Raw genomic sequence first — 24,817 nt, forward strand, 5'->3', positions numbered from 1 at the left:
AGCAGCAGGGCCAGCGCGATGAGCGTCACGCCCCATGGCCACAGGCTTTGCCAATGCGTCCATACCCGGCCATTGAGCGAGCCGAAGTTCCAGAGCAGGATCGACGCCAGTCCCTGCTGCTGGCGGAGCAGCAGCAGGGAGGTCAGCGCCTGCAGGATCGATGTCGCGACGATGCCTGTCAGGGCGAGACGGGCCCCGTGATTGCCCTTGCGACCGTTCAGCGCATAGATCGCCAGCGTCGTGCCGATCCCGCCGACCATGGCGAGCAAGGCGAGCCGCGAGCCTGAGCCCAGGAGCATCGGCGCGTGCTGCATCGCCAGCACGATCGCCAACACCGAGCCTGCGGAGACGCCGATCAAGCCCGGCTCGACGAGCGGATTGCGCAACACGATCTGCAGGATCGCGCCCGCCAGACCGAGCATCGCGCCCGCCAGCAGGCCGACCAGCACGCGCGGCAGCCGCAGCTGCCAGAGGATATGGCGAACGCCCGCATCTTCGCCCCAGCCGAGCAGCGCCCGCCACATCTCTGCTGCCGACAGCGCGCTCCGTCCATAGGTCAGGTGCAGCAGCGTCAGCAGCAGGACTAGCGCCATAAGCGCGCCGCAGACGAGGAGCAGTCGCGCTCTGGCGGTCGCCCTGACCGGATTGCCGTTACCCATGCTGACCGCCTCCTCTCCGCAGGACGATATAGACCAGGAAGACCGAGCCGCCGATCAGCGTCGTCCAGACGCCGACCGGGATCTCCATCGGCTCGAGCCACAGGCGCGCCGCCTGATCGGCCAGCGTCAGCAGCGCCGCGCCGCACAGCGCCGAGACGGGCAGGACGAGCCGCGCATCCTGCGATCGCGTCATCGCGCGCGTCAGATGGGGGGCGAGCAGAGCGATGTAGCCGATCGGCCCGCACTGAGCGACGGTGGCGGCCACGAGCAGCGTGGAGACGACGAGCACCGTCAGCCTTACCCGTTCCACCCGCACCCCCAGACCCGCAGCCGTCTCCTCGCCGAGCTGCAGCAGGTTGACCGACCTCGCCAGTCCGAGGGCGATCGGCAGCACGAGCAGACACCAGGGGAGCAGCCCCTCCACCTGCTCCCAACCCCGATTGGCCAGCGAGCCGAGCAGATAAGCATAGAGCAGATTGACGTCATTGCCCGTGCCGAGCGCGATCAGGACGACGAGCAGCCCGTTCAGCATCGCCGACACCGCCATCCCGGTCAGCAGCATGCCGGTCGCGCCGATGCTGCGGGCGGCCAGGACGACGACCCCGCCGCTGAGCAGACCTCCGGACAGCGCCAACAGCGGATGCAGATGGAAGGGCACCGGCAGATGGAGCACGGTGATCGTCGCGACCGCGAGCGACGATCCCGCAGAGACGCCGAGCAGCTCCGGCCCGGCGAGCCGATTGCGCAGCGCGCCCTGCATGAGCGTGCCGGCCGCCGCCAGCATCGCCCCTACGAGCATGCCCAACAGGATACGCGGCAGTCGGATGTCGAGCACGATCGTACGCTCCAGCTCCTCGCCGCCTCCCGCCCACAGGATCGCGCCCAGCGTAGACCAGTCGAAGACGCGAGAGCCCCATCTCAACCCTGCCGCCATCGTCGCCGTCAGCAGGAGGCACAAGAGAAGGACCGGGAGCATCGCAGCTCTTCCGGTCCGGTAAGTTCGACTACCCGGCATCGCAGCGGCCTCCTACGACTGCCCCGGGTACAGTATAGCCATCGCTTCGTCGAGCAGGATGCCAAGCGAGCGGCTCCCCCTGCCATCTCCCCAGATCGGCGAGCGCACCTCATGCACCTGACCGTGCTGCACCGCCGATAGCTTGTCCCAGAGCGGCGATGCCGCCAGCTGCTCCGAGACCGGCACGGCATCCGCTCCGAAGGCATAGCTCTCGACGAAGATCACGTCCGGGTCCTCGGCGATCAGCCGCTCCAGCGAGTAGGGCACTGCGCCTTCGCCATAGGGATCGTCCTCCGGCTTCTCGACCTTCCACGGATAATCGGATATCTGGGCCATCACAGTACCGCCGAGACCGGATTGCGTGATGACCGAGAAGTTGACATCCGAGCCATAGATGATGAGCGCCTTTTTGTCCTTTGGCGACGCTGCGGCAGCTTGCGCCAGCTTGTCGAGGAACCGTTGCTTGGCCGCCTCGGCTTCAGCTGTTTTGCCGGTCAGTCGTCCGATGGTCTCTAGGACAGCGAGCGATTCGTCGTAGTGCTTCGGATTGACCAGATAGAGCGGAGCGACGCCAGTCAGTCCCTCGCGCAGCGTGTCATGGACGCCCTGCAGGCCGAACACCAGGTCAGGCGCGGTCGTGACAATATCCTCCAGACTCGGCTCGAAAAAGCTGCCCCCGATCGACGGCAGAGACTCGCCTGCGCTGCCATAAAACTCGGGCGCGCTGGCAATCGTCCGCACGCCGCCCTCGGCGACGGCCGCAGGCTCCATGCCCAGCTCGGCCAGCACGTCTACGCATAGCGAGACGATGCATGCGATGTTCTCGACCGGCTTCTCGAATCGCAAGGTCGCGCCTGTCACGTCCTGCACCTCTACCGGCTCGAAGACCGCTTCCACTTCCGTATCGGTCGCTGTCGTCTCCTGCCCGGCGACCGACTCGACTTGTTGCTGCGGCTGCCCGCTCTCCCCCGTATTGCCGCTGTTGCCGCAGGCGGCAACGGTCAGCATGACGAGGATCAGTATACTTGCCCAGCCATATCGTGTTCTGTTTCTCATGTTGCTCTCCCTTTTATGCGTAATTATTACGACTTGGATAGAGAGAAGGTCGATTCTCCTTTCACTCTCTCTCACACACTAATTGTAATCATTACGCTTTATCTTGTCAATTGTCCGATTTTATCTCGCTCGCCCGCTCTGTCCATCGGTCGCGGCCGATACTCCGCATACGCTTCGTCGATATGATCGACAGCAAGCGGCCGCTCCTGGATGATCGCCTTGCGCATCGCTTTCAGCAGGATCTGCTCCATATCGGCATAGCTGCAACCCTCCATGCGCTTAGCCGCCTGCTCCCGCACCTCCGGCTCACGAGCAAAGTCGCGGAGCATCAGATCGATGTAGGCGTCTCTCGCCTCGGCACACGGCATCGTATAGACCATCTTCGTATCGAAGCGGCGCCAGATCGCCGTATCCAGCTCGGTCTCCAGGTTGGTGGCGGCGGCGCAGACGCTGTCGCCGTCAAATTCGTCCAGGCATTGCAGCAGCGTATTGACGACGCGCGACATCTCCTTCACCTCGTCGTTGTTATCCCGCGTCCTCGCGATCGCGTCGAATTCGTCGAGGAACAGGACGCAGGGCGAGGCTTTGGCGTATTCGAATATTTTGCGCACATTACTGGCCGTCTCCCCCAGATGACTATGGATGATCGCATCGAGCCGCACCAGCACCAGCGGCAGCTCCAATCTGGCAGCCAGGTAGTAGGCGGTCAGCGTCTTGCCGGTGCCGGGCGGACCGAACATGACGAGCTTGTTGGGGATCGGCACATCGTACGCTTCGAACTTCTCCTTCATCGCCAGGATCGTCAGGAACTCGTCGACGATGCGCCGATTGTCGGGCGGCAGCACGATGCGCCTCACCTTTCGAGTGCACTCCTTGGGCGTGTAGTAAGTTGCGGTGTCGATGCCTTTGGCCCGGGGAATCCGGGCGTTCGGCTTGGCTTTCGTCATATCGCACTTCCTTATACGTAATATTTACTATTTATTATAACGCCGTCCTGATGAAATGCAATCGACAAATCTCTACTAATCGCCTTACGCACAAAAAAAGTCGGCTAGTTCGCCGACTTTAGCTTATCTTGCGCCTGTCTTGGAATTTCCCCCCATGTTACGCCGTCGTACGACGTCACACTGCCCGATTTTTTGGTATACAGCTTCAGATACCCGTCTACCTTCAGCTTCTTCGCAGCGGAGAAGCTGGTCATTGTTTGCTTGCCGTCCTTATCATAGGCAGGAAGTTCATACCAGTAACGCGTATCAATCTCTCCGGAATTCAACTTCGTCTCCTCGAGGTGATGGGGCTCGCCAATCTGTACATATAAATGCTCCTTGCCGAGACGATTGATATCGAAGGTGGCCAGAAATGCGATCCCTCCAACGAACAACACGGCCAGAACGCCGATAATTGCAACTAATTTTTTCATGTTTTTATACTCCCTTCAAGATTTATCGATCGGCAGGACGCTCCGCTCGAAGCTTCTCGCCGTCGCAATATAGTACAAGAGATAGATGATGCTATAGGCAAGCATCCATAACAAGACGGGAATCCATAAATCGGTCTGTAGTATATTGGAAAAGGCCAGCAGCGCCACTCCGCCGTGCAGCAGCCCTAGCATCAGCGGCGCTGCGAACATCATCCCTACCTGCTGGCGAATACTGCGTCTCATCTCGCGTCTAGAGATTCCGAGCTTGCTCAGTACAGCATAGGTCGCCCGATCCTCCTCGGCTTCTGTCAGCGTCTTGAAGAAGATCATGCTGCCAGTAGCGACCAGGAAGACCAAACCAAGGAAGCTGCCGACGAACAGCATCGCTCCGAGTCCTCCGATAGACGTGCGATACATCTCTACGGCGCTGGAGAATTGCTCTGTCTGCTCACCAAGTGTCCTGGACAACTCCAGATGGCTTTTATAGTCCTTCACATCGACCATCTGATACCGAAGCTCCTGTGCGTCAATCGCTTCATAATCTCGCGAGGTCATCACCATCACCCGAGCGCCTATCGTCTTGACATTGAACAAAGGCTGCTCATACAACCGTGATACGGGATAATCGACGTCTTCCCATGCTATAGATTCCGGCAATACCGAAAATCGCTTATCATACAAGGCATCAATCAACAGCACACTGCCTTCATCCGGCGGCGCAAGCTCCCTCCAGCCCAGACGTTGGGCCGGTCCAGCGAAGTATTCGTATGGAATGGCCGTGATTTCCCATTGCTGTCCGCCCTGCTGGATGCGCAGCGATTTGCCGAATACCTCCGCCTCGAACTCAACGATCGACGAGTCGAGCGCAACAGCTTCCCCTTGCCACATAAAGCTGTACGGGGCAAACGTCTTCACCTCCTGCTCGGCATTATAATACAGCCCGAATACCGCGCCGCCCGCAGTAATCGTCGTGGCGCTAAGCGTCGCGATGATCGTAAGCGTGCGGGCATTGCCCTTGACTCGATAGAGCATCTGCGACATCGAGAGCAGCCGCAGTCCTCGCCATGCCAGCGAGGGCAATCGCTTCAGACGATGTAGCATATAGACGAGCACGCTGCGAAAAATAAGGAAAGTTCCAAAAATCGTCAGGCCGATGATGACGAGCGGCGTCGCCACACTGAGCATCCGCCACGCCTCGGACGAGGTCAGATCCTGCAGCGCCAGCCAGTACCCGCATGTCAGTGTCGCCATACCTGCCAACGCCGAGACGAAGCTTGCTCTGGGCAGCGCTTCGCCTGCCTTCTCGGCATGAAATAACTCGATCAGCCGAAAGCGATAGATGACGCGATAGGCCTGCAACGAGGTGGCAACGAAGAGCAACAGAAAGACAATTGCCGTATGCATAACAGCTTTCTGAGAGAAGATAAAACCGACTGTCAGTTCCAGACCCATAAGCTTGAGCAGAACGGCCAGTAGCGCTTGCGACACCAGGAAGCCAAGGCCGATACCCGCCACTAGCGACGCGATACCGATAACGATGTTCTCGAAGAACAGCATCCAGCCAATAGCCCGCTTGCGCACTCCCATCAGCGCGTACAAGGCAACCTCCTTTTTGCGTTTTTTGACGAAGAAGGCGTTGGAGTACAAAACGAAGATCGCGACAAAGACAATGAGTACAAACGCCGAAGCGCTCATCAAGCTTTGCATGCGCTGGGACTCCTCGGACAGCTCGCTGATCTCCTTGCTATACTGCAACGTCACGAAAGTAAAGTAGATCAGGATCGAGAAGACAGTCGCGCCGATGTACAGGCCGTAGCTTCTCATATTGCGCTTCATGTTCCTCAGCGTCAGCTCAGTTAGCGTCATCGACCACACCGCCCAAGCTGGACATCGTGTCCATGATTTGTTGGAAAAACGCTTTGCGGCTCTGCGAGCCGCGGCTCAGCTCGGACGCAAGACGCCCATCCTTAATGAACAGGATCCGGCCGCAAAAGCTCGCGGCGAACGCGTCATGGGTGACCATCATAATCGTCGTCCCTTGCGAGGCATTCATCGCGCTCAATCGATCCAGCAGATCGGTAGCCGAACTGGAATCGAGCGCCCCGGTCGGCTCGTCAGCGAACAACAGCTTCGGGTCGGTAATCAAGGCGCGACATGCGGCCGTACGTTGCTTTTGCCCCCCGGATATCTGGTAAGGATAATTGTTGAGCAGGCGATCGATGCCAAATGCCGCCGTTATCGCTTCGACGCGCGCATTGATCTCGGCAGCCGGCCGCTTCGCGACGGCGAGCGGGAGCAGGATGTTCTCCCGCACCGTGAGCGAGTCGAGCAGATGATAGTCCTGGAAGATGAACCCGAGATTGCGGCGTCTGAAGTCAGCGAGTTGATCCTCCTTCATCCCGCTCAGTTGATCCTCGCCGATATAGATATCCCCTCTCGTCGGCGCATCGATCGTCGCCAGCACATGAAGCAGCGTCGACTTGCCGGAGCCTGACGGGCCCATGATGCCGACGAACTCGCCCTCCTCCATATCGAACGTAATTTCCTTCAGCGCCTGGAAGCTATTCGCGCCCTTTCCATACATTTTGTCTACCTTTCTTACACTTAACAATACGCTCATCGCCGCATCCCCTCTTTCCTTGTATGCTTCCACTATACGGCGCTGTCTTTAACTCACCTTCACGCAAACCTTACAAAATGTTTAAATCCGCTCTCCTGCTGCGCGAACATGGTACACTAGGACATATCCAAAAGACAGCCTGGGGTTGGGACGCACCATAGGGCCAAAAAAAGCTGCCGGGAAAGGATGAACGATATGGAACAACCCTGCATCCTCGTCGTCGATGACGAGGCCGATCTGTGCCGATTGGTCAAAACTGCGCTGCATAAGGAAGGGCTGACGAACGTGGAGACGGCAGGCAGCGTGCAGATGGGCTGGACGCTGTTCGAGCGGCTCGCGCCTGACCTGGCAATCCTCGACATCATGCTGCCCGACGGCGAAGGCTTCGACCTGTGCCGCAGAATCCGCGAGGTGTCGCGCATCCCGATCCTGTTCCTGTCGGCAAGGGATGAGGAGGTGGACAAGCTGCTGGGACTGGCAATCGGCGGCGACGACTATGTGACCAAGCCGTTCAGCCCCAAGGAGGTCGCCTATCGGGTCAAAGCGCAGCTCAGACGGGCTGGCATCTATGCAGCAGAGAGCGGACAGACAGCCGATGCAAAGGTTGAGCACGCGGTCACGGTCGGGCCCTTCACTATAAATGGAGATCGGACAGAGGTATGGAAGAGCAGCGAGCGCCTGGAGCTAACAGCCAAGGAGGTCGGGCTGATGGCGTGCTTCATGCGCAATCCGAATCGAATCCTCAGCAAGGAGACGCTTTTCAGGACGGTATGGGGCGAGGACTTTTACGGAGCGGACAATACGTTGATGGTTCATATTCGCAGATTGAGGGAAAAGATAGAGGATACGCCTTCCGAGCCCCGACATATCGTAACGGTCAAAGGGCTGGGCTATCGTTTTCAGGAGTAGGTGAGCAGACATGAAATGGAAATTGACCGGACGGTATCTCGTCTCGATTATTTGTATCGTTATCGTCGTCATCATCGTCAATACGGTGCTGCTGATCATTTTTGTGCTGCACCAGCCAAGCTCCGGTTTTGAAGGCATACAAGGCACATCCGCTCAGACGTTCACCCGGGAGTTCTCCGCTTATCTGCGAATGGAGGGCGGCTCGCCCGTCATTACGGACGAAGGCAAGCAAGCCTTGGCCGACTACGGCGCCTGGGTGCAAATCCTGGACCCCAACGGCAATGTTGTCGCCTCCCATCTCGCGCCGGAGACGGCGGTCGCCCATTATACCCCAATCGATCTGGTGCATAAATACAAGTATATGGACGACGAGTTTAATACGTATTTCATCAGCCCCTTCGAGGAATACAGCTACCTCATCGGCGTGCCGTTCTCGCAGGAGCGACGCTTCTTCATCATGCTTGATCCGGATTCGCTATTGCAGCCTGCCTCGCGGGCACTGCTAGCGGTTATCGTCATCGATATCATCATCGCCGCCGTCATCGGCCTGCTGTTCAGCACGCTGCTCTCGCGGCCTGTCCATGCGATCATCGAGCGGATCGCCCAGCTCAGGCGCCGGGACTTCCGCCCGTCGCCTCCGCGCAGGACCGGCATCTATGCCTCGGTGTTCCACAACCTTAACGACGTCTCTGAGACGCTCCGGCAGCATGAGCAGGAGCGGCTGCAGCTTGAGCGGCTGCGGAACGAGTGGATCGGCAATCTGTCGCATGACCTCAAGACGCCGCTCGCTTCGATCCAAGGCTACGCCGAGCTGCTGAATGGCGATGAGGTAAGCGCCGCCGAGCGCGCCGACTACGCCGGAGTGATCGAGCGGCAATCGATCTATATGAAGGATCTGCTGGAGGACCTCAACCTGACGATGCGGCTGCGCAGTCAGAATCTGCCGCTGCAGCTGGAGGATACGCGTCTGGAGGCATTCACGCGGGAGCTCGTCATCGATGTGCTCAACGACCCGCAGTTCCAGGAGCGCGACATCGCCTTCGTCGGCGAAGCGCCTGAGCTGCTGCTGCCGCTCGACCGGCATCTGATGAAGCGGGCGTTGCTCAACCTCGTACACAACGCGCTCATCCACAGCGGCGAGCAGGCATCCGTGACCGTCGCCGTCAGCCAGACGAAGCTCGTCATCGCCGACGACGGCCGGGGCATCCCGGAGACAGAGCGCGAGCGCGTCTTCGAGCGTTACTATCGCGGCAGCCATACGGCGGCCACGCGCGGTACCGGCCTTGGCATGGCGATCGCCCGCGACATCGTCGTCGCGCACGGCATGACCGTGACGCTCGAGAGCGAGGTTGGGCGAGGGACGACGGTGACGGTGCGATGGGCGGGGTCAACTCTTAGACCAGGCTAACGCCGCCCTTTACGGGCCTGAGATTTTTTCAGACTCCAGCACTTCAATCGCCGGGCCTCTGTCATGCGAATGACTGGGGCCTCCAGCAATTGCCGTACCAGCTCTCTCCCATCACTCCTGTAGCGCCAGCTACAACAGCCGTGTCGCTCTGTTTTCCGCAGGTCATCTAGACCTCTGTTTTGTCGGCGTCCTAAGGCCCGGTTTTACGGACAACGATATGATTTTTATAATACCCATCCAAGTAACAATTCATCGTTTTCCAAACATCTTCTTTGAAATCGCGTTGAAGTCCATCCAGACCATTTTGCTCGATGATCTCGATAACTTCCGCAGGCAAGGTCGCAGATAATTTGCAGCCGGTTATTATCGAGGCTTCGGCCTGAAGAATCTCCATGACGTCTTCCGGAGTGACGGCTTGCGAATCGCAGATGATGGCCACCAGCTCTGTCATGAGCTGGTACAGATTGATTTTCTGGTTAAGCATCGTTTCCGCGTCCACGTTTTTCTCGAATACCGCTGTTCGCATGGATTCAAGCTTGACGTAAAGCGGGTTCTGATCTACCAATTCCATAAGTTCATTCATGACGAGTTTTTTGAAATCTTCAAAGCTCCGTACAGGCGTTTCCTTCGCCAATTCCGTTAGACGAGCCAGACGCATCGGGTCAGCAACCCGCCTTTGCCTCCGCAAAGAGACAGCTTGATCGCCTCGATCCGCAATGCCGGGTATCTGACTGCGGCAGAGAAGGAACAAGTCATTCGCCATCTGAACCGCTTGCCCGTCAAGCAGCAATTGTGTCACGGCGATCCTAACCCGGGCAATATTATGATTCACGGAGACGAAGCGGTATTCATCGACTGGATGAATGCCTCGATCGGTAACCCGGAAGCCGATCTGGCCGAATACATCATTATGATCCGTTACGCGATTTTGCCGCCGCATGCGCCGAGCAATGCCGTGTCTCGCTTTGATTCGTTACGGGAGCGTATCATTCATGTGTTCTGCGAGGAATACCGAAGGCTGACAGGTCTTGAGCCCAATGAGATCGAGGACTGGATATTGCCCGTGGCGGCGCGCAAGCTGCATGCGGACGCCATCAGCGAACAAGAAAAAGCGTTGTTGCTCGCGGAGATCAGGTCAAGACTATAACTGAACCACGTACGCAGCCGCGCGCCGCACCGGCTTCCGCATGTCGACCACCCTGGCGCACAGGATAACAATGCCTGGAGTGCGAGGTAATCCGAGGGAAGACAGTGCGGATTATAGCTTAACTGCCCGTCTCAGCCTTTGACCGACCCGGCCAGACCGGAGACGAAATATTTCTGAAATGCCATGTAGACGGCAAGTACCGGCAGGACCGACAGGAGCACCCCTGCATTCATTAATGTATAATTGGTGGAGAATTCCCCGCGGAAGGCTAGCAGGCCGGTCGTAATCGTCCGCATCGTATCCTTGGTGATGAAAATTTGAGCCAGCAAAAATTCGTTCCACGTCGCCATGAAATCAAAAATAAAGAGCGTGGCAATAGCCGGCATGGAAAGCGGTAAAATAATCCGGAAAAACTTGCCGGTATCTCCGCAGCCATCGATGAGCGCAGCTTCGTCGATCTCCTTGGGTATCGAGCGAAAAAAGCCGCGCAGAATCAAAATGCCGAACGGAATGCCAAAGCCCAGATAGACAAGAATGATGCCCGGATACGTGTTGACCAGCCCTGTTTTGTTAAGAAAGATATTGAGCGGCACCAGCGTCGCCTGCATCGGCACCATCATCCCAATCAGAAATAAAGCGAATAACGCGCTCCCCCATCGAAAGACCATCCGCGTCATCGCATAGGAGGCCAAAGCAACAACCAGAATGCCAAGCGGCACTTTAATAAAGGCAATCACAGCCGTATTTTTCATATACATGCCCAGTCTGCCTTGCTCCCATGCCATAGCAAAATTGTTCCACTGAATCTTCTCGGGAAATGCGTAAAAGGGATTGCGAAGCAAATCCGAATTGGATTTCAACGCGGTAAATGCGATAAATACAACCGGGATCATAAAGACGACAGCAAGCAAGATCAAAAAAACATAACGGGTCGCAACCCTCAGCGGATGTTCTTGAAGCTCCATTCGTTCGCCTCCAGTACATGCAAGCTATACATGCGATTTCTTCGTGGTGTAGTAGACATAAGGAATGATAACGACCATGGTAATCAAAATTAGAAACATGGAAATCGCGGAGCCGATTCCGATATTGGCAAATCGGAACGTCTGGAAATACATCCATGATGCCAATACATGCGTGCTCTCCGCAGGTCCGCCTCCAGTCATCGCATAGACCAGGTCGTATACCTTCATCGAAGACACCATCGTAATCGCGACGACAATAATAAACGTCTCGCGCAGCAGCGGCAGCGTAATGAATCGAAATTGCTGCGAGGGCTTGGCCCCGTCGATAATCGCTGCCTCATAAGGGTCCTGCGGAATCGTCTGCAAGCCAGCGAGGAACAGCACCATCGGCTGACCGACCCCGTTCCAGATAGCCGCCAGAAACACGGCATAGAGAGCGAGTTTGGGCTCAGCCAGCCAGGCTCTCGTCCAGCTCTCCAGGCCAAGCCACTCTAAAGCATGGTTGAAAAAGCCTTGCAACGGGTTGTACATCCACACCCAGATCGTAGCGACGATAATGCCGGAGAGGACATAAGGGAAATAAAACAGTCCTCTGAACAGTATCCGTCCCTTCAGCTTGCGATTGAGCATCAAAGCAAGCATTAGCCCGATGCCCATAATTAAGGTTAAGGAGCCGAGTGTCCAGATCAAATTGTTCATTAAGGCTTTCGGGAAAACGGTATCGTTCCAAAGAAGCTCTGCATAGTTTTTTAAGCCGACGAATTTTTTGTCCGGAGCCACCCCGTTCCAGCTGAAAAAGCTTAAATAAAGCGTGTAGGCGGACGGAATAAAAATAACGGTTAAATAGATAGCCAGAGCTGGAAGGATAAACAGCCAGGGCTTGTAAACGCTTGTCCTCATACGTTTGCTCCTCCATTAAGAAGAAGGAGGAGCGATCATAGCGATCGACCGCTCCAGCCTGTTCTTGGTTATGACCTGCCTTTATAGTCGTTCACGGCTTTATCCATCGCTTCCGCTGCTTGCTGAGGCGTCCATTCGTCGAGCGCTACCTTGTCCTGCGCTTCGAACAGCTTTTGCACCACCTCTTGCGGCAACGCCTGGTCCATGATCAGGAAGCCTCCCTTAGTCGCCATGTCGAGAAGAGGCTCGACATTAGGCATGTTGTCCGAGAAGGCTACATTTAACGTGGCCGGCGTGCCGTACGTATCGTTATATTTGTTGACGACGTCGATGCTGGTCAGATATTCGCCCACAGTAATCGCAGCCTCCAGCTTCGCATCGTCCAGATCGGCGTTCACCTGGAACATCTCTGCAAATACGGATGAACGCTCGGTCGGGAATTTAAATACCCCGAAGTTGTTCGGATCAAAGCCAGCAGCAGTAATGTTGCGGTCCAGCCAGGTTCCCTCGACGCTCATCGCTGCTGCGCTCGGATAGAACATATTAATCGCTTCTGCCTGATCGATCGCGACATGGCCTTTGGGGAAGTAACCCTTGTCCGAATATTCCTTGAGCTTCTCGAACGTTTGGACGACAGCTGGATCATTCCACGAAGCTTCAAGACGGCTCAGCTTGTCGTGCAGCTCTGCGCCTCCGAAATATTCGATGAGCTGCTCGGTCAGCCGCATCAGATGCCAGCCGTTTTTGCCGCCGAGCGCAAGCGGCACGATTCCGTTGTCATGGATTGTCTGTAATTGCGCTTCGAAGTCTTCGAAGGATGCCGGAGGCGTCAGCTGCAATTGCGCATAAACATCCTTGGCGTACCACATATCTACTGCATTCAGGTGGTACGGAATGCCCGCAAGCTTGCCGCCATAGGTTGACATGTCGATCGCTGCCTGATTGTATTTGTCCGACCAGTTGCGTTCCGCCGCAATCTGGGTCAGGTCGGCCGTCAAACCGTTCTCGGCGTAGAAGGAGCCGAGCGAGCCGCCCCATGTGAACCACATATCCGGCAGCGTCTTCGAATTTGCCGCGACCTTCAATGCTTCCTTCAGCGGATCCACCCCGTACTTGCTCACTTCGATACGGATGTCGTCATGGGAGTTGTTGAAGTCCTCTACCGCGCCGTCGATCCATAGATGGTCATCGATGATCCATAGCGAGACGGTTGTGGTCTCGCTTGGCGCCACCCCGCTTTCCGGCGAGTTGCCTGTTTGGCTGGAGCAGCCGGCGGCCAGGACAGCAGCGGCCAGTAGACCGCTCATTATTTTCATTGGTTTTTTCATAGTTATATCCTCCTCGGGTGATAGGACTCAGTTCATACTCTGGTAATGCGCAAGGCTTGATAAGGCTCTGCAGGCAGCTCGATCCGGCTAGAGCCTGTGTATACGCCCGGCAATGGCGTAATCGTCATCCGCCACGTATCGATTCGCTCGATCCGGTATTCGCTGCCTGCCGGCAGCGGCAGCACGCGAAATGCAGGCCGGCTCGAACCGAAGTACACGAGATAATAGCTCTCATCCGCACTGCCGGCGCAGGTATCCCACTGGAAGTTAGCCGCACTGGTATCGAGCTGCGGTCCCTCCTCCATCAAGCTTCGCAGAAAAGCGATTCGCTCCGCGCTCTCGCCATGCAGCTCGCCGCCATGCGACCACCAGATGATGTCATCCGGGTGCACGAAGGTTTCGCCATGTGTCGCATAACCGCCCTGGGCCATTCCTTCCCAGAAGCATTCAACCATCCGCTCAGCCGTAATGTTACCCCAGCCGTGATTCAAGTTGCCCTCGTATCGGCATTCATCGACGACGATCGGCTTGCGGTAGAGCGTCCTCCATTCCGTCACGAACTTTAAGTCGGCATGCTGGATGCTCGCATGGGTCACCCATGGCTTGCCGTGGTCGTACCAATGCAGATTGCTGCGATAATGAATCTCGGGATGATGCCAGTTATGGATCGATCGCAGATGCTGATAAGGATCGGACTGCTGGACAATCTGGAAATAGCGATCCCAGTCGCTCATCCGCTTCTCTTGCATCAGATCGTACTCATTGGCCATCGACCACCAGATGTTGCGGAAGGAAGCCAGCCTCGCTATCGCATACGTCAGATAAAAATCGTCGGTCTGCGCGCTCATCGCGGCGAAGCCCCAACGATCGTACGGATGAAACAGGATCACATCCGCTTCGATGCCCAGCGCCAGCAGATCATCGAGTCGCCGCTCCAGATGGCGCCAAAATACCGGGTTGAACCGCTCCCACTCCCATCCCTCCGCAAGCGAACCTTCGAATGCAAAGGATTGCGGCTCGTGCAAGTTATAATCGTAATGCTTCGGGAAGATACACATCCTGATTTTGTTGAACGGCGCGTTAGCCAGGCTGCTAAGCGTGAGCTGCTGCAGCGCCTCGTCTTGATGAATCCAGGCATAGCTGGTCGTGCCTACCGGGTAGAATGGCTTGCCGTCGGCATAGGCAAAATGATACGTACGGTCAACCCGGACGGGGCCGTGATTATCCTCTGCTGGAGCCGAGCAATGCAGCACGCCTCTATGGCTATCCAGCTCCGGGGCATTGCTCCTGGTCTCGAACGACCATTCTCCTGTCGTGTCCGGCATAAATCGAATTGCATATTGGCCGTCGCCGTCGTAGAAGCCGTTCACCTCGATTACGCGATGATGATGACGAAAATGCCCCGATAGTTGCACGTCCTTAAACGGGTTGCCGAGCGCTGGTCCTTCCATGCGATACTCAAACCGCCCCCAGCGCTCAACCGTAAACGCTTTCCCCTCTGTTTCGGTCATTCTGGCATTCTTCCTTTCTTGTGCTTCATGCCTTAATTTTATACGCCAAGCGGCGACATTCGTAGAAGAGGAATCGGCTGTTTCGTGTCCCATCATGACCTGTTCAAACGGGCGGACAGCAACAGGACATATCTCTTTTATCCTTTTGTATGTTTTTTTGACCTCATAGCGGTTGTTCAAAAAGTCCCCAATTGATCACGAAGAGAATCAGGAAGCGGGGCTACAAAAAATCCCCTATCCTTCGTCGCAGGACAATAGGATAAGGGATAGCGTTATGAATTGCGTTATTGATTGCGGTATTCAAACGGCGTCACACCAATCCGCTCCTTGAACAGCTTGCTGAAATACTGCGGGTTCGAGTAACCGATATCAGCGGTAATCTCATATATTTTGCGGTTGGTCTCCCGCAGCAGCTTCTGCGCATGCTCCAGCTTGCGGCGGATGATATAATCGCTGAAGTTCTCGCCCATCTCCTTCAGGAAGATCCGGCTCAAGTATCCTTGACTGACATGCGCTTGCTCCGCAACATTGGCCAGCGTGACGTCCTCCAGCAGATGCCGATCGATGAGCTGCTTCGCCTTGCGAACGATATAGTTGTCCGTATGATCGTCGCTTGGCAGCTCCAGAAGAGCAGCCAGATACGCCTGGGGCAGCCGCTTGATTCCGGGTTGCGTGGCACTCGTCGAGTACACAAGCGCCACGTTCAGCAGCTCCATCACCTTCTGCTTGAGTCTTGCCAGAAATTCCGCCAAGCCCTCGTCCCCGCCAGTTGCCCCCCTTGCAGGCGCAATCCAAATAATCTCTCTGTAGCTGCGATGGAACACAAGCCCGCCCCAGCCCTTATTGACTCGTTCGGCGATCAAATACTGCATGGCGCGAAACTGCAGATGGTCTTCGTCTCCATCGGCAGATCCATCCTCGCGCTTGCGCAAGACGGTAAGCCATCCTCCCTGCTCCAGCATGTCCAGCTCTAGACCCGCCAGATGCGGATGGTCCGGCATCATATAATCATCAAGCAGCGACAGCAGGAAATCATTGGCTTCCTCGGCGCTTGGTCCGACCTTCGCTCCCATCGTCGTCTGCAGCGCTTGGACAGCCTTCGTTAGTGCCGCTCCGATCTCTATCTCGTCCATCGTCAGCTTGTGCAAGTAGTCCACCGCGCCGATACGCAACGCTTCCTTGGCATAATCAAAATCTCCGTAACTGCTGAGGAATATAATCTGAACGTCGGGATAGCGCTGGCGAACCTGCTTGGCGAAGCGCAGTCCGTCGATTCCCGGCATACGGATATCCGTCAACAGGATATGGAAGTCTTCTGTCTCCATCAGACGTAACGCTTCTTCTCCGCTAGAGGCCTCACCCTTCCAGCACACATTGTAGACATCCCATTTCATCATATATCGCAAGCCAACCCTCACGATCTGCTCATCTTCGACTACCAGCAGATTCCACATGTCAGTCCTCCCCGTCCTTGCTCTGCCTGAATGGCAACGTAACCGTTGCAAGCGTCAGCCCGTTCTCTCGCACTACGCTCACGCCGTACGCCTCGCCAAATCGCAATCGTATTCTATCCTGGACATTCTGAAGACCGATATGTCCTTGCTGGCCCTGCTGTCCTCCATGAGCCGCCATGATCTTGTGTTCATCGGATGCAAAGCCCATACCGTCATCGCAAATCGAAATGACCAGCAGTCCTTCATCGTGCGGCGAGAGCTCAGCCATGATCGTAATCGTAAGGATGCGACCGAGTCCTTTGCTGCCGTGGAAGATTGCATTTTCCAGTAAGGGCTGCAGCAGCATAGGCGGCAGCACAGCCATTCGCACTCGCTCCGCAATGTGCCATTCCGTTTGAAATACGCCATCGAAGCGCAAATCCATCAGTCGCGCGTAGCTTTGCAGCAGCTCGAACTCCTCGCTCAGCGTGACGAGCTCGGTATCCAGCTTCATATTGGCATATAGCAGCTTGTTCAAGGACTGAATCAGATGGGCGATCTTATGCGACTGCTGCAGCATCGCTAACATACGGATCGAATTGAGCGTATTGTACAAAAAGTGAGGTTGAATGCGCGCTCGCAGGGCATACAGCTCGGCATGCCGCTTCTGTCGCTCATTTTCCTCAATCGACTGGATCATGGTCTCCAACCGCAGCACCATCTTGCTATAGCTACGCTCCAACTGTCCGATCTCATCCTCGCGTCCGTATGGTATAGGTGCGTCGAATTCTCCCTTCTCCACGCTCCGCATCGAACGGATCAATCGGGCAATCGGCTTGGACAGTCCTTTGGACAGCATGTAGGATAACAATATCGCAAGCAGGGCAACAGCGACTACGATGACGAGCGTAAAGCTACGGATCGCATTGCTGCCCTGTAACAGCTCGTCCTGGTCAATTCCCATATAGATATGCCAGTCCAGGTAGTTGCTCTTCAGGAATACGCCACTAAAGGTTCTGCTTTTGTCTTCCAGCTTGAGCTCCATCTCCCACACGCCTTTGTCGTCCACGCCCGCTGGCAACGCTTGCTCGGACAGCTCTGCTGAAGAGGCGTAGATGAGATGACGCTTGCTATCGAGCACCGCGATCTGCACATCGTCGTAATCCAGCGAGCGGATGATCGACGGGATAAACTGCGGCGATATAAACATCGCGATAACACCGAGCGGGTGGTAGTCCTCGTCCATCAATAAACGGGCACCGATAATCGCCTCCAGCGGAGGACCGTTGAACTGGTGTACCTGCTGCACGCCGGTGACGACAAAGCCTCCTTTTCTGGCAACAACATCTTGATACCATACTTCTTCCTCAGCGTTGACACGCATATTTATCCCGTTATCTCCGCTTAGCCTGTACCCGTTGACAGACCCGTTCATCCCGTACAAGACGAGCCCCTTTATCGAAGAATTAATGGAAGGGTAGGCGCTCATCAGCCGCGCCATCGTTTTCTGAGCTTCGATCTCCTGCGTCCCCCAGCGCTCCGGCGACACATAGGGCTTGTTAAGAAAGGTGAACATATCGGGCATAAAGTAAGGCAGCATCGTAAATCGATCGAAATCATTAATTTGTCGTTCCATTGAAGCGCTTACCTGACCAAGTATAACTTCCAGGTCTTTGGTCGATTGCCTCTGCAATTCGTCTGCCGATCGCTGATAACCAATCATGCCAATAGTTAGGGCAGGAAGACTGCTCAGAAGCAAAAACAAGATGAACAGCTTCGACTGGTATTTGGCATTTTTCCAAATCATGAATCCACCTGCCGACCAGAGATGTAATGCTTATACGATATACGACATTTCATTCGCTGTCCACATCCGCTATTAGGAAAACGATCCACCTCAAACTCTGCACTCAAAAAAGACCGTCACATCAGCTGTGACGATCATCATTATTGTTCTGTTCCTTGCAGTCTCCTGCTTAGGGCAACAGCCGCCGCGTCGTCAGACGCGGCCAAGCCTGGCACGCGACGAAGCCTTCCGCATACGCTGCGCCGCATTGAAGCCCGCGAAACTTGGATACGGTGCGGACGAAGTCGAGGAAGTCGATCCCGTCATGCTCGTAGAGCCACTTGATCTGGCTCTGATGCCGCTCATTCATCGCCAACTTGGTATCGATAACCTCCGAGATGTCCACGTACTCGGTCGGCAGGAAGCCTACGCCGGCCAACGTGTCCATATAGAAGATCGGCGCTGGAGAGCCAGTCGCGCTGCTGCCCTTATCCCGGCTGTAATGCGGTACGGTCGCCGCGAAGCTTGCATCGAACACCGCCCGCGACACCTCCATATGATCCTTCATATAGTCCTCTGGCGGATGGGTGATGATGTAATCCGGCTTCGTCTGACGGATCACCTCGACCAGCTTGGCGATCAAGCCATCGTCGTCCGCCTTCACCGACAGATCGGGGATACCCAGGCTGATCACCTCGGCGCCGATCAGCGCGCCAGCCGCCTGCGCCTCTCCCTCCCGCAGCGCGCTCAACTGCTCGGGCAGGATCACCTTGTGCCCTTTGTCCCCATTGGCTACATGCACCATCGTGACCTTGTGGCCTTGCCCAGCCAGCTTCGCCAGCGTGCCGCCGCAGCCGATCTCCAGATCGTCTGGATGACAGCCGATTGCCAATACATGCATGATGCTTCTCCTCTCTTTTTCCTGAGCCTCGCGCGGTCTGATTCGCCCCTCCCTGCATCGCCGCATGTTATACTACTCTATAAGTAGAGCATGAGCTGACGGAGGTTGATCTTGCTGTGGCAACAGACGCTTTTGTACGAACCAAGCTTCAGGAGGTCTACACGATCGGATCGATCGTTTCCTTGCATTATTTCGAGTTTTCCAAACACTTTCGATTCCAGGGCGAGCGCCATGACTTCTGGGAGCTCGTCTATGTCGACAAGGGAGAGATCGACGTGTTCGCCGATCAGGAGGGGTACTCTCTCCAGCAGGGCGACGTAATCTTCCACAAGCCCGACGAATTCCACGGCGTATGGGCCAACAGCCGCAGTGCGCCCAACGTCGTCATCGTTTCCTTTGTCAGCCATTCCAAGGCGATGAGCTTCTTCGCGGGCAAAATCTTCAAGCTGAATGCGCGGCAGCATGAGTTGCTCGCCCAGCTGATGAAAAACGGCTTCGCCGCATTCGAGCCGCCGTACGACGATCCGTATAACCATACGCTGCGGCGACGAGACAGGGCCCCGCTCGGGGCAGAGCAACTGATCAAGCTGTACCTCGAGATGCTGCTGATCAGCCTCAGCCAGGACGATGCGCTGACCAAGCGCGAGCAGCGTCTCTCAAGCAGAACCAAGCAGCGCAGCGAGGCCGAGCTGGCCCGACGGATGCAAGCGTACATGGCGCAGCATCTGCTCGAGGATCTGCGGCTCGAGCAGATCCACCGGGCGGTTAACCTGAGCCGGAGCCACGCCCTCCATATCTTCAAGTCCCATACCGGCCAGAGCATCATGAAGTATTATCGCGGGCTGAAGATCGAGTTGGCCAAGACGTTGCTCCGCGAGCAGCAGCACAATGTGACCGAGATCGCCGAACGGCTCTGCTACAGTAGCGTCCATACCTTCTCCCGCCACTTCAAGCTGGCCGCCGGCATGTCCCCATCCGAATATGCCAAGTCGGTGCTCGCCCGGATGTGAGCTGCGGTAAGGTGTGTGCGTTAATTGACGGCTGCAGCCAGCGGTCCTGCGAGCTCCCGCAGGAAGAATAGCGATCCTGGAAAGGTCGGCATATAGGTCGACGGCAGCCAGCGGTCCGGGCCATAGCGCAGCGTCGTCCACAGCGACAGCCCTTGCCACTGCATGCCGCGACCCAGCGCGCCGTCGCAGCCGCCGATGATCGCATCGGACTGCAGGAAGATGCCCGGTCCGATCGTGTTGGCCCGGCACGGTACGAGGGTCGTCCGGCTCTTGAAGCTGGTGATCGCGTTCTGCTCGATCGTCAGCGGATGGAGCTGGGCAGCGATCCGATGCGTCGCCTGACGCCATGTCGCATCGCTCTCGTACTCGCCGCCGAAGTGCGGCTCCCAGAAGGCAATATGCATCATCCGGCCGATCCCGAATATGGTGATCAGCTGCGCCCCCTCCGCCTTTAGCGCGGCGATCTGCTCGGCATAACGCGGCAGCGCCTCCTTGGTGGCAAAGTGGCGCTGTGCGACCGGCACCGTATATTCGCCCAGCGGCCCATAGAATGCCTGCTCCATGGCATACTGGAAGGAGCCGGGATTGTCCGGCGACAGCGTATTGCCCGCATCGTCGCTCCATTCATCCATATTGAAGCCGTAGACATGACTGCAATCCACCTGCCACGCCCGCAAGAAGAAGACCGCCCACTTGTACATCCCCATCGGCCCCGCCGGCAGGATGCAAGCCAGCTTGCGCCCCTGCTCGCGACTCGAACGGATCTGCAGGGCGATCTCATGTCCCATCTTGACCTCCAGCTCGCCCAGCTCCTCGCAGGCGACGGGACGGAAGCCCTCGTGCCAGTGCGGCTGGCGCTCCTCGATCGTCTCGGGCGCGTGTGCGCAGCAGCGATCGATCCGCTCCATATCCCACCCTTGCGGGAAGAAGCCCTCCGTCATCGATCCTTTGATCGTCTGCATCAAATTCAATCGAACCCCTCCTGACAAGTTATAATTTGGCTATGCTTCCCTTTCAGTGTAAGCCGGGACGCCTTGCGTTTCTTTAGCAAAAGACACGGAATCGGTTGCAATTCGGACACTCACGCGCCAAAAGGCCAGCTCTGCAGAGCTGGCCTGTCGCCTGTATCCCTATTCCCCTATCATCTGTATCTTCCTTCACTGCATCTGTAACGACCAGTCTTCGGCCCGTTGCTGGATGTCCCACAGCTCCGCATATAGTCCCCTCTGCGCCAGCAATTGTCCATGGGACCCGTGCTCCACCAGCTCGCCTTGATCCATGACGAGGATCTGATCCGCCGCCTGGACGGTGCGCAGCCGATGCGCAATCAGGATGACGGTACGATCAGCGACCAGCGCATCGATCGCTTGCTGCACTGCCGCTTCATTCTCGGGGTCTAGCGCAGCCGTCGCTTCGTCGAGCAGGACGATCGATGCGTCCTTAAGCAGGGCGCGGGCGATCGAGATCCGTTGCTTCTCGCCCCCCGACAGCGTCGAGCCTCCCTCGCCGACAGGCGTATCGTAGCCTTGAGGCAGTCCGGCAATGAAGTCATGACAGCACGCCCGCCGCGCCGCTTGCTCGACCTCCTCTTGACTCGCGCCCGGCTTGCCGATCCGGATGTTATTGCCGATCGTATCCCGGAACAGATAGACGTCCTGGAACACCATCGACAGATGCCGCAGCAATTGCTCGGGGTCGATCCGCTCCACGGAGCGCCCGCCGATCAGGATGCGTCCCTCCTGGATGTCCCAGAATCGCGCCAATACTTGCAGAATCGTACTCTTGCCGCTGCCGGACGGACCAACCAGCGCATTGATCGTATTCGGCCGGATCGTGAAGGAGAGGTTGCGCAGCACCGGCAGGCCAGGGTCGTAGCCGAAGCCGACGCCCTCGAAAACGATCTCCCCTCCCGCAGGCATCCCTTCCGCACCCTGAATCGGCTGTTCTCGCCGAACGTCCATGATGCGCTGGGCGCTGTAGGCGGAATAACGCAGCTCGCCATAGCTGGTCATGACCACTGCAAGCGGCTCGTACAGCTTGGTCCCCACCAGCAGGAACAACAGGAAAACGGAGAACGACAGCGATCCGCCGACCAACAGGTAGCTTCCCAGTCCGATCATCAGCGCCATACCGGAGCGAGTGAGCAGGAGCGCGCCCAGGATGGCCGGTCCGACGACGCCCTCCAGCCGGATCGACGCCCGCTTCAATCGGTCAAACGACATCCGCAGCCGCTCGAACCGCTCGCCGCCGACATGATGTGCCTTGATCTCTCGGATACCGGAGAGATACTCCTGCAGACGGCTTGCCGCCTCGTTTTTGGCCTGTACATGAGCAGCGCTCAGTCGTCGCTGCAGCGCATCGGAGAGCCAGAGCAGGAGCGCGCCCAGCGGAATCGAGAGGAGCATCGCCAGCGCCATCCGCCAGTCGAGCCAGAGCAGGCCGCCAAAGGCCAGCACCGGCAGCGTGATCGCGCTGATGAGCTGCGGGACATTGTGCGAGATCGTATGCTCGACCTGCCCATAGTCGGAGAGCAGCAGATTGGTCAGATCGCCAGGATCGCGCTTGCCGATGAAGCCGAGAGACAACTGGCGGACATGATCGGCCAGTCGCAGCCGTCCTTCGGCCGCTACCTCATAGGCCGTACGATATGTCTTGTCGTACAGAAGCGCATACGTCACATACTGCAAGCCGAGGAAGACGAACAAGAGGAATGCGATGAGCCACATCCGTCCAAGGTTAACGCCCGTCGTCGGGTCGGCGAAGGCAGTATAGAGCGTATGGATCAGATCGATCAGCAGCGCAGCGGGAATCACCTTTACGATGCCATCGAGCAGCGCTGCCGCTGCTGCCGGCAGCAGGCTGCGGGGCTTGCCGGCCGTAATGTTGTAGAAGTACTCAAGCATAGCGCCCCTCCTTCTTCTGCATGCCTTCGGCATCTGCGGCTTGCGAAGCTCCTCTCTGACCAAGCCGCCATACATGCGAACGACTATGCGCTTGCCACATCTGCTCATAGCAGCCCCCGAGCGCGCGCAGCTCGTCATGAGTGCCGCGTTCGGCGATGCGACCGTTACGGACGACCAGGATCTGTTCGGCCCTTCGGATCGTCGACAAGCGGTGAGCGATGATGATGACTGTCTTACCCTTGACGAGCTCGCCGATCGCCTGCTGGATCTGGTATTCATTGGCTGCATCGGCGTAGGCCGTCGCCTCGTCGAGGACGAGGATCGGCGCATTCTTCAGCAGCGCCCGAGCGATCGAGATGCGCTGGGCCTCGCCGCCGGAGAGATACGTGCCGCCTTCGCCGATCCTTGTGTCATAACCGAGCGGGAGCTTCGCGATAAAATCATGGCAGCATGCCGCCTTGGCTGCGGCGATTACCTCTTCGCGGGTCGCCTCCATATTGCCCATCCGCAGGTTGGCCTCGATCGTATCGTAGAACAGATGCACATCCTGGAACACAAAAGAGATTGTCCGCATCAGCCGCTCGGTGCCCATCTCCCGGATCGGTACGCCGCCGATCGCAATCTCCCCTTGAGACACATCCCAAAAGCGCAGCAGCAGATTGGCGATCGTCGATTTCCCTCCGCCCGAAGGTCCGACAAGCGCCGTCATCTCGCCCGCCCGCGCTAAGAAATCGACGCCCTGCAGCACTGGCTTGTAGTCGCGGCTCGACGAATGCTCATACGCAAACGACACCTCTCGAAAAACAATGTCGAACCGCTCCGGCCTGCGCGGCATTGCCGGCTCGACTGTGATCGGCTCCGATAAGACCGCCTCGATGCGCCGATTGCCCTCGGCGATCTCCCGCAAGCCGCCGCCAAGATAGATCAGCTTCAATACCGGCGCAGACAAGCCCGGAGCCAGAATGAGAAAGGCGGTAAAGGTAATGGCCATCGCCTGATTGTCGGGCGTTCCGCGCATCAGCCAAATGCCGAGCGGCACAACGAATATGACGAGCGACGCTACCAGTACAAAAAACAGACTATAGGAGGTTTTGCACAGACGCGTAATCGTCAGCGCGATGTCGCGATATTGCGTGACGGCATGCTTGAACGTCAGGAAGGAATCGGCGGTCAGGCCGAACAGCTTGACCGCTTGCATCCCTCGCACATACTCGACGCCGGTCGCATTCATGTCCTCAAGGGCATACTGGTAATCGCGATACGCCTGCTTGCCCTGCTCGCTGGCGAATACCCGGGCTTGCAGCCAGAAGGCTGCAAGCAGCGGCAGCAAAAGTATCCCGGCCATCCGCCAATCGATCCAGAACAGATAGCCAAGCAGCAACAGCGGCATGAGCAACGCGCTCACGGTATCCGGCAACTGATGCGCAAGGAAGGATTCGATCTTCTCTACGCTCGTCTCGATGATCTTCTTGAGCTCGCCGGTCGCTGTCTTGGTATGATAGCCCATCGGTACCCGGCTCACATGCTCGGCCAGGCGAAGACGCAGACGGTAGAGGATGTTGAAGGCTGCGATATGAGAGCACATGCCGCCTATATAGAGCGCGATCAGGCTCGCGCCCAGCCCGCCGAGCGCCAGCCACCCCCAACGCATGATCAAGGCGCCGTCGATCGCTTCCGGCTGCTGGGCATGACGGAGCAACTCCTCGACAATCCGGTACACCGCGACGAAGGGCACGAGCTGCAGCACGCTTGAGAGCACGGAGAAGCACGAGGCGACGAGCAACAGCCATTTTTTCTCCCCGGCGACTTGCAACAGCCTGGACAGATCCGAGTTCGTCTTCAAGAC

22 protein-coding genes are annotated in these 24,817 nt (G+C 57.2%); 4 read left to right on the top strand and 18 right to left on the bottom strand.

Translation table 11 applies throughout. From position 1 onward, the window contains the following. From PA598K_RS16035 to PA598K_RS16065, 7 genes are all read right to left on the bottom strand, one after another. Positions 1 to 659: FecCD family ABC transporter permease (locus tag PA598K_RS16035; protein WP_148091959.1), on the bottom strand; the 659-nt coding region annotated here is incomplete at its 3' end. Then, positions 652 to 1,674, bottom strand: coding sequence for a FecCD family ABC transporter permease (locus PA598K_RS16040; RefSeq protein WP_128657939.1), 1,023 nt, complete (start codon positions 1,672 to 1,674; stop codon positions 652 to 654). The genes PA598K_RS16040 and PA598K_RS16035, both read right to left, overlap by 8 nt. A gap of 12 nt (positions 1,675 to 1,686) precedes the next feature. Beyond that, positions 1,687 to 2,730, bottom strand: a complete 1,044-nt coding sequence (locus PA598K_RS16045) for an ABC transporter substrate-binding protein (protein WP_128657940.1) — start codon at positions 2,728 to 2,730, stop codon at positions 1,687 to 1,689. A gap of 98 nt (positions 2,731 to 2,828) precedes the next feature. Then, the gene (locus PA598K_RS16050; RefSeq protein WP_128657941.1) at positions 2,829 to 3,677 is read right to left on the bottom strand and encodes an AAA family ATPase; all 849 of its coding nucleotides are present in this window, start codon (positions 3,675 to 3,677) and stop codon (positions 2,829 to 2,831) included. A 104-nt stretch (positions 3,678 to 3,781) separates the two neighbouring features. Beyond that, on the bottom strand, positions 3,782 to 4,150 hold the full coding sequence (locus tag PA598K_RS16055; RefSeq protein ID WP_128657942.1) for a YxeA family protein: 369 nt from the start codon (positions 4,148 to 4,150) through the stop codon (positions 3,782 to 3,784). Between the two features lie 15 nt (positions 4,151 to 4,165). After that, positions 4,166 to 6,016 carry an FtsX-like permease family protein gene (locus PA598K_RS16060; protein ID WP_128657943.1) on the bottom strand — a complete coding sequence of 617 codons (1,851 nt, stop codon included), beginning with the start codon at positions 6,014 to 6,016 and terminating at the stop codon, positions 4,166 to 4,168. After that, entirely contained in the window at positions 6,003 to 6,770 is a 768-nt protein-coding gene (locus tag PA598K_RS16065; protein ID WP_128657944.1) for an ABC transporter ATP-binding protein, read from the bottom strand. Before PA598K_RS16065 ends, PA598K_RS16060 begins: the two co-directional genes overlap by 14 nt. 195 nt (positions 6,771 to 6,965) lie before the next feature. Here PA598K_RS16065 and PA598K_RS16070 point away from each other — a divergent pair, with 195 nt between their 5' ends. After that, positions 6,966 to 7,679 (top strand): response regulator transcription factor, encoded by a 714-nt coding sequence (locus PA598K_RS16070; RefSeq protein ID WP_128657945.1) that lies wholly within the window; start codon positions 6,966 to 6,968, stop codon positions 7,677 to 7,679. 10 nt (positions 7,680 to 7,689) lie between these two features. Next, positions 7,690 to 9,087 carry a sensor histidine kinase gene (locus PA598K_RS16075; protein ID WP_128657946.1) on the top strand — a complete coding sequence of 466 codons (1,398 nt, stop codon included), beginning with the start codon at positions 7,690 to 7,692 and terminating at the stop codon, positions 9,085 to 9,087. 190 nt (positions 9,088 to 9,277) lie between these two features. Here PA598K_RS16075 and PA598K_RS16080 read toward each other — a convergent pair whose 3' ends face one another. Beyond that, positions 9,278 to 9,745 carry a hypothetical protein gene (locus tag PA598K_RS16080; RefSeq protein WP_128657947.1) on the bottom strand — a complete coding sequence of 156 codons (468 nt, stop codon included), beginning with the start codon at positions 9,743 to 9,745 and terminating at the stop codon, positions 9,278 to 9,280. 39 nt (positions 9,746 to 9,784) lie between these two features. On the opposite strand from PA598K_RS16080, the gene PA598K_RS16085 reads away from it, so the two are divergent. Further along, positions 9,785 to 10,234: a phosphotransferase gene (locus tag PA598K_RS16085; RefSeq protein WP_260405439.1), complete on the top strand. Its 450-nt coding sequence runs from the start codon at positions 9,785 to 9,787 to the stop codon at positions 10,232 to 10,234. Between the two features lie 131 nt (positions 10,235 to 10,365). Here the strand turns inward: PA598K_RS16085 and PA598K_RS16090 are convergent, their stop codons facing one another. The 7 genes from PA598K_RS16090 to PA598K_RS16120 all read right to left on the bottom strand — a co-directional run bounded on the left by PA598K_RS16090 (position 10,366) and on the right by PA598K_RS16120 (position 19,058). Then, the gene (locus PA598K_RS16090; protein WP_128657949.1) at positions 10,366 to 11,199 is read right to left on the bottom strand and encodes a carbohydrate ABC transporter permease; all 834 of its coding nucleotides are present in this window, start codon (positions 11,197 to 11,199) and stop codon (positions 10,366 to 10,368) included. 24 nt (positions 11,200 to 11,223) lie between these two features. Continuing rightward, entirely contained in the window at positions 11,224 to 12,099 is an 876-nt protein-coding gene (locus PA598K_RS16095) for a carbohydrate ABC transporter permease (RefSeq protein WP_128657950.1), read from the bottom strand. A gap of 68 nt (positions 12,100 to 12,167) precedes the next feature. Then, positions 12,168 to 13,427 carry an ABC transporter substrate-binding protein gene (locus PA598K_RS16100; protein ID WP_128657951.1) on the bottom strand — a complete coding sequence of 420 codons (1,260 nt, stop codon included), beginning with the start codon at positions 13,425 to 13,427 and terminating at the stop codon, positions 12,168 to 12,170. Positions 13,428 to 13,459: 32 nt separating this feature from the next. Further along, complete coding sequence (locus PA598K_RS16105; protein WP_128657952.1) at positions 13,460 to 14,938, bottom strand: DUF5605 domain-containing protein; 1,479 nt, start codon at positions 14,936 to 14,938, stop codon at positions 13,460 to 13,462. Between the two features lie 284 nt (positions 14,939 to 15,222). Next, positions 15,223 to 16,392, bottom strand: coding sequence for a response regulator (locus PA598K_RS16110; protein ID WP_128657953.1), 1,170 nt, complete (start codon positions 16,390 to 16,392; stop codon positions 15,223 to 15,225). A gap of 1 nt (position 16,393) precedes the next feature. Further along, complete coding sequence (locus tag PA598K_RS16115; protein WP_260405440.1) at positions 16,394 to 18,007, bottom strand: sensor histidine kinase; 1,614 nt, start codon at positions 18,005 to 18,007, stop codon at positions 16,394 to 16,396. A 340-nt stretch (positions 18,008 to 18,347) separates the two neighbouring features. Further along, positions 18,348 to 19,058 carry a PIG-L deacetylase family protein gene (locus PA598K_RS16120; protein WP_185602023.1) on the bottom strand — a complete coding sequence of 237 codons (711 nt, stop codon included), beginning with the start codon at positions 19,056 to 19,058 and terminating at the stop codon, positions 18,348 to 18,350. Between the two features lie 116 nt (positions 19,059 to 19,174). Here PA598K_RS16120 and PA598K_RS16125 point away from each other — a divergent pair, with 116 nt between their 5' ends. After that, entirely contained in the window at positions 19,175 to 20,068 is an 894-nt protein-coding gene (locus tag PA598K_RS16125; protein WP_128657956.1) for an AraC family transcriptional regulator, read from the top strand. A 20-nt stretch (positions 20,069 to 20,088) separates the two neighbouring features. Here PA598K_RS16125 and PA598K_RS16130 read toward each other — a convergent pair whose 3' ends face one another. From PA598K_RS16130 to PA598K_RS16140, 3 genes are all read right to left on the bottom strand, one after another. Then, the gene (locus PA598K_RS16130) at positions 20,089 to 21,030 is read right to left on the bottom strand and encodes a glucosamine-6-phosphate isomerase (protein ID WP_260405441.1); all 942 of its coding nucleotides are present in this window, start codon (positions 21,028 to 21,030) and stop codon (positions 20,089 to 20,091) included. Positions 21,031 to 21,225: 195 nt separating this feature from the next. Further along, positions 21,226 to 22,971: an ABC transporter ATP-binding protein gene (locus PA598K_RS16135; protein ID WP_128657958.1), complete on the bottom strand. Its 1,746-nt coding sequence runs from the start codon at positions 22,969 to 22,971 to the stop codon at positions 21,226 to 21,228. Continuing rightward, on the bottom strand, positions 22,964 to 24,814 hold the full coding sequence (locus tag PA598K_RS16140) for an ABC transporter ATP-binding protein (protein WP_128657959.1): 1,851 nt from the start codon (positions 24,812 to 24,814) through the stop codon (positions 22,964 to 22,966). The genes PA598K_RS16135 and PA598K_RS16140 overlap by 8 nt, the downstream gene beginning before the upstream one ends. Positions 24,815 to 24,817: the final 3 nt, after the last annotated feature.

Origin of the sequence: Paenibacillus sp. 598K (assembly GCF_003851045.1) — a bacterium.
Taxonomy (GTDB): domain Bacteria; phylum Bacillota; class Bacilli; order Paenibacillales; family Paenibacillaceae; genus Paenibacillus_D.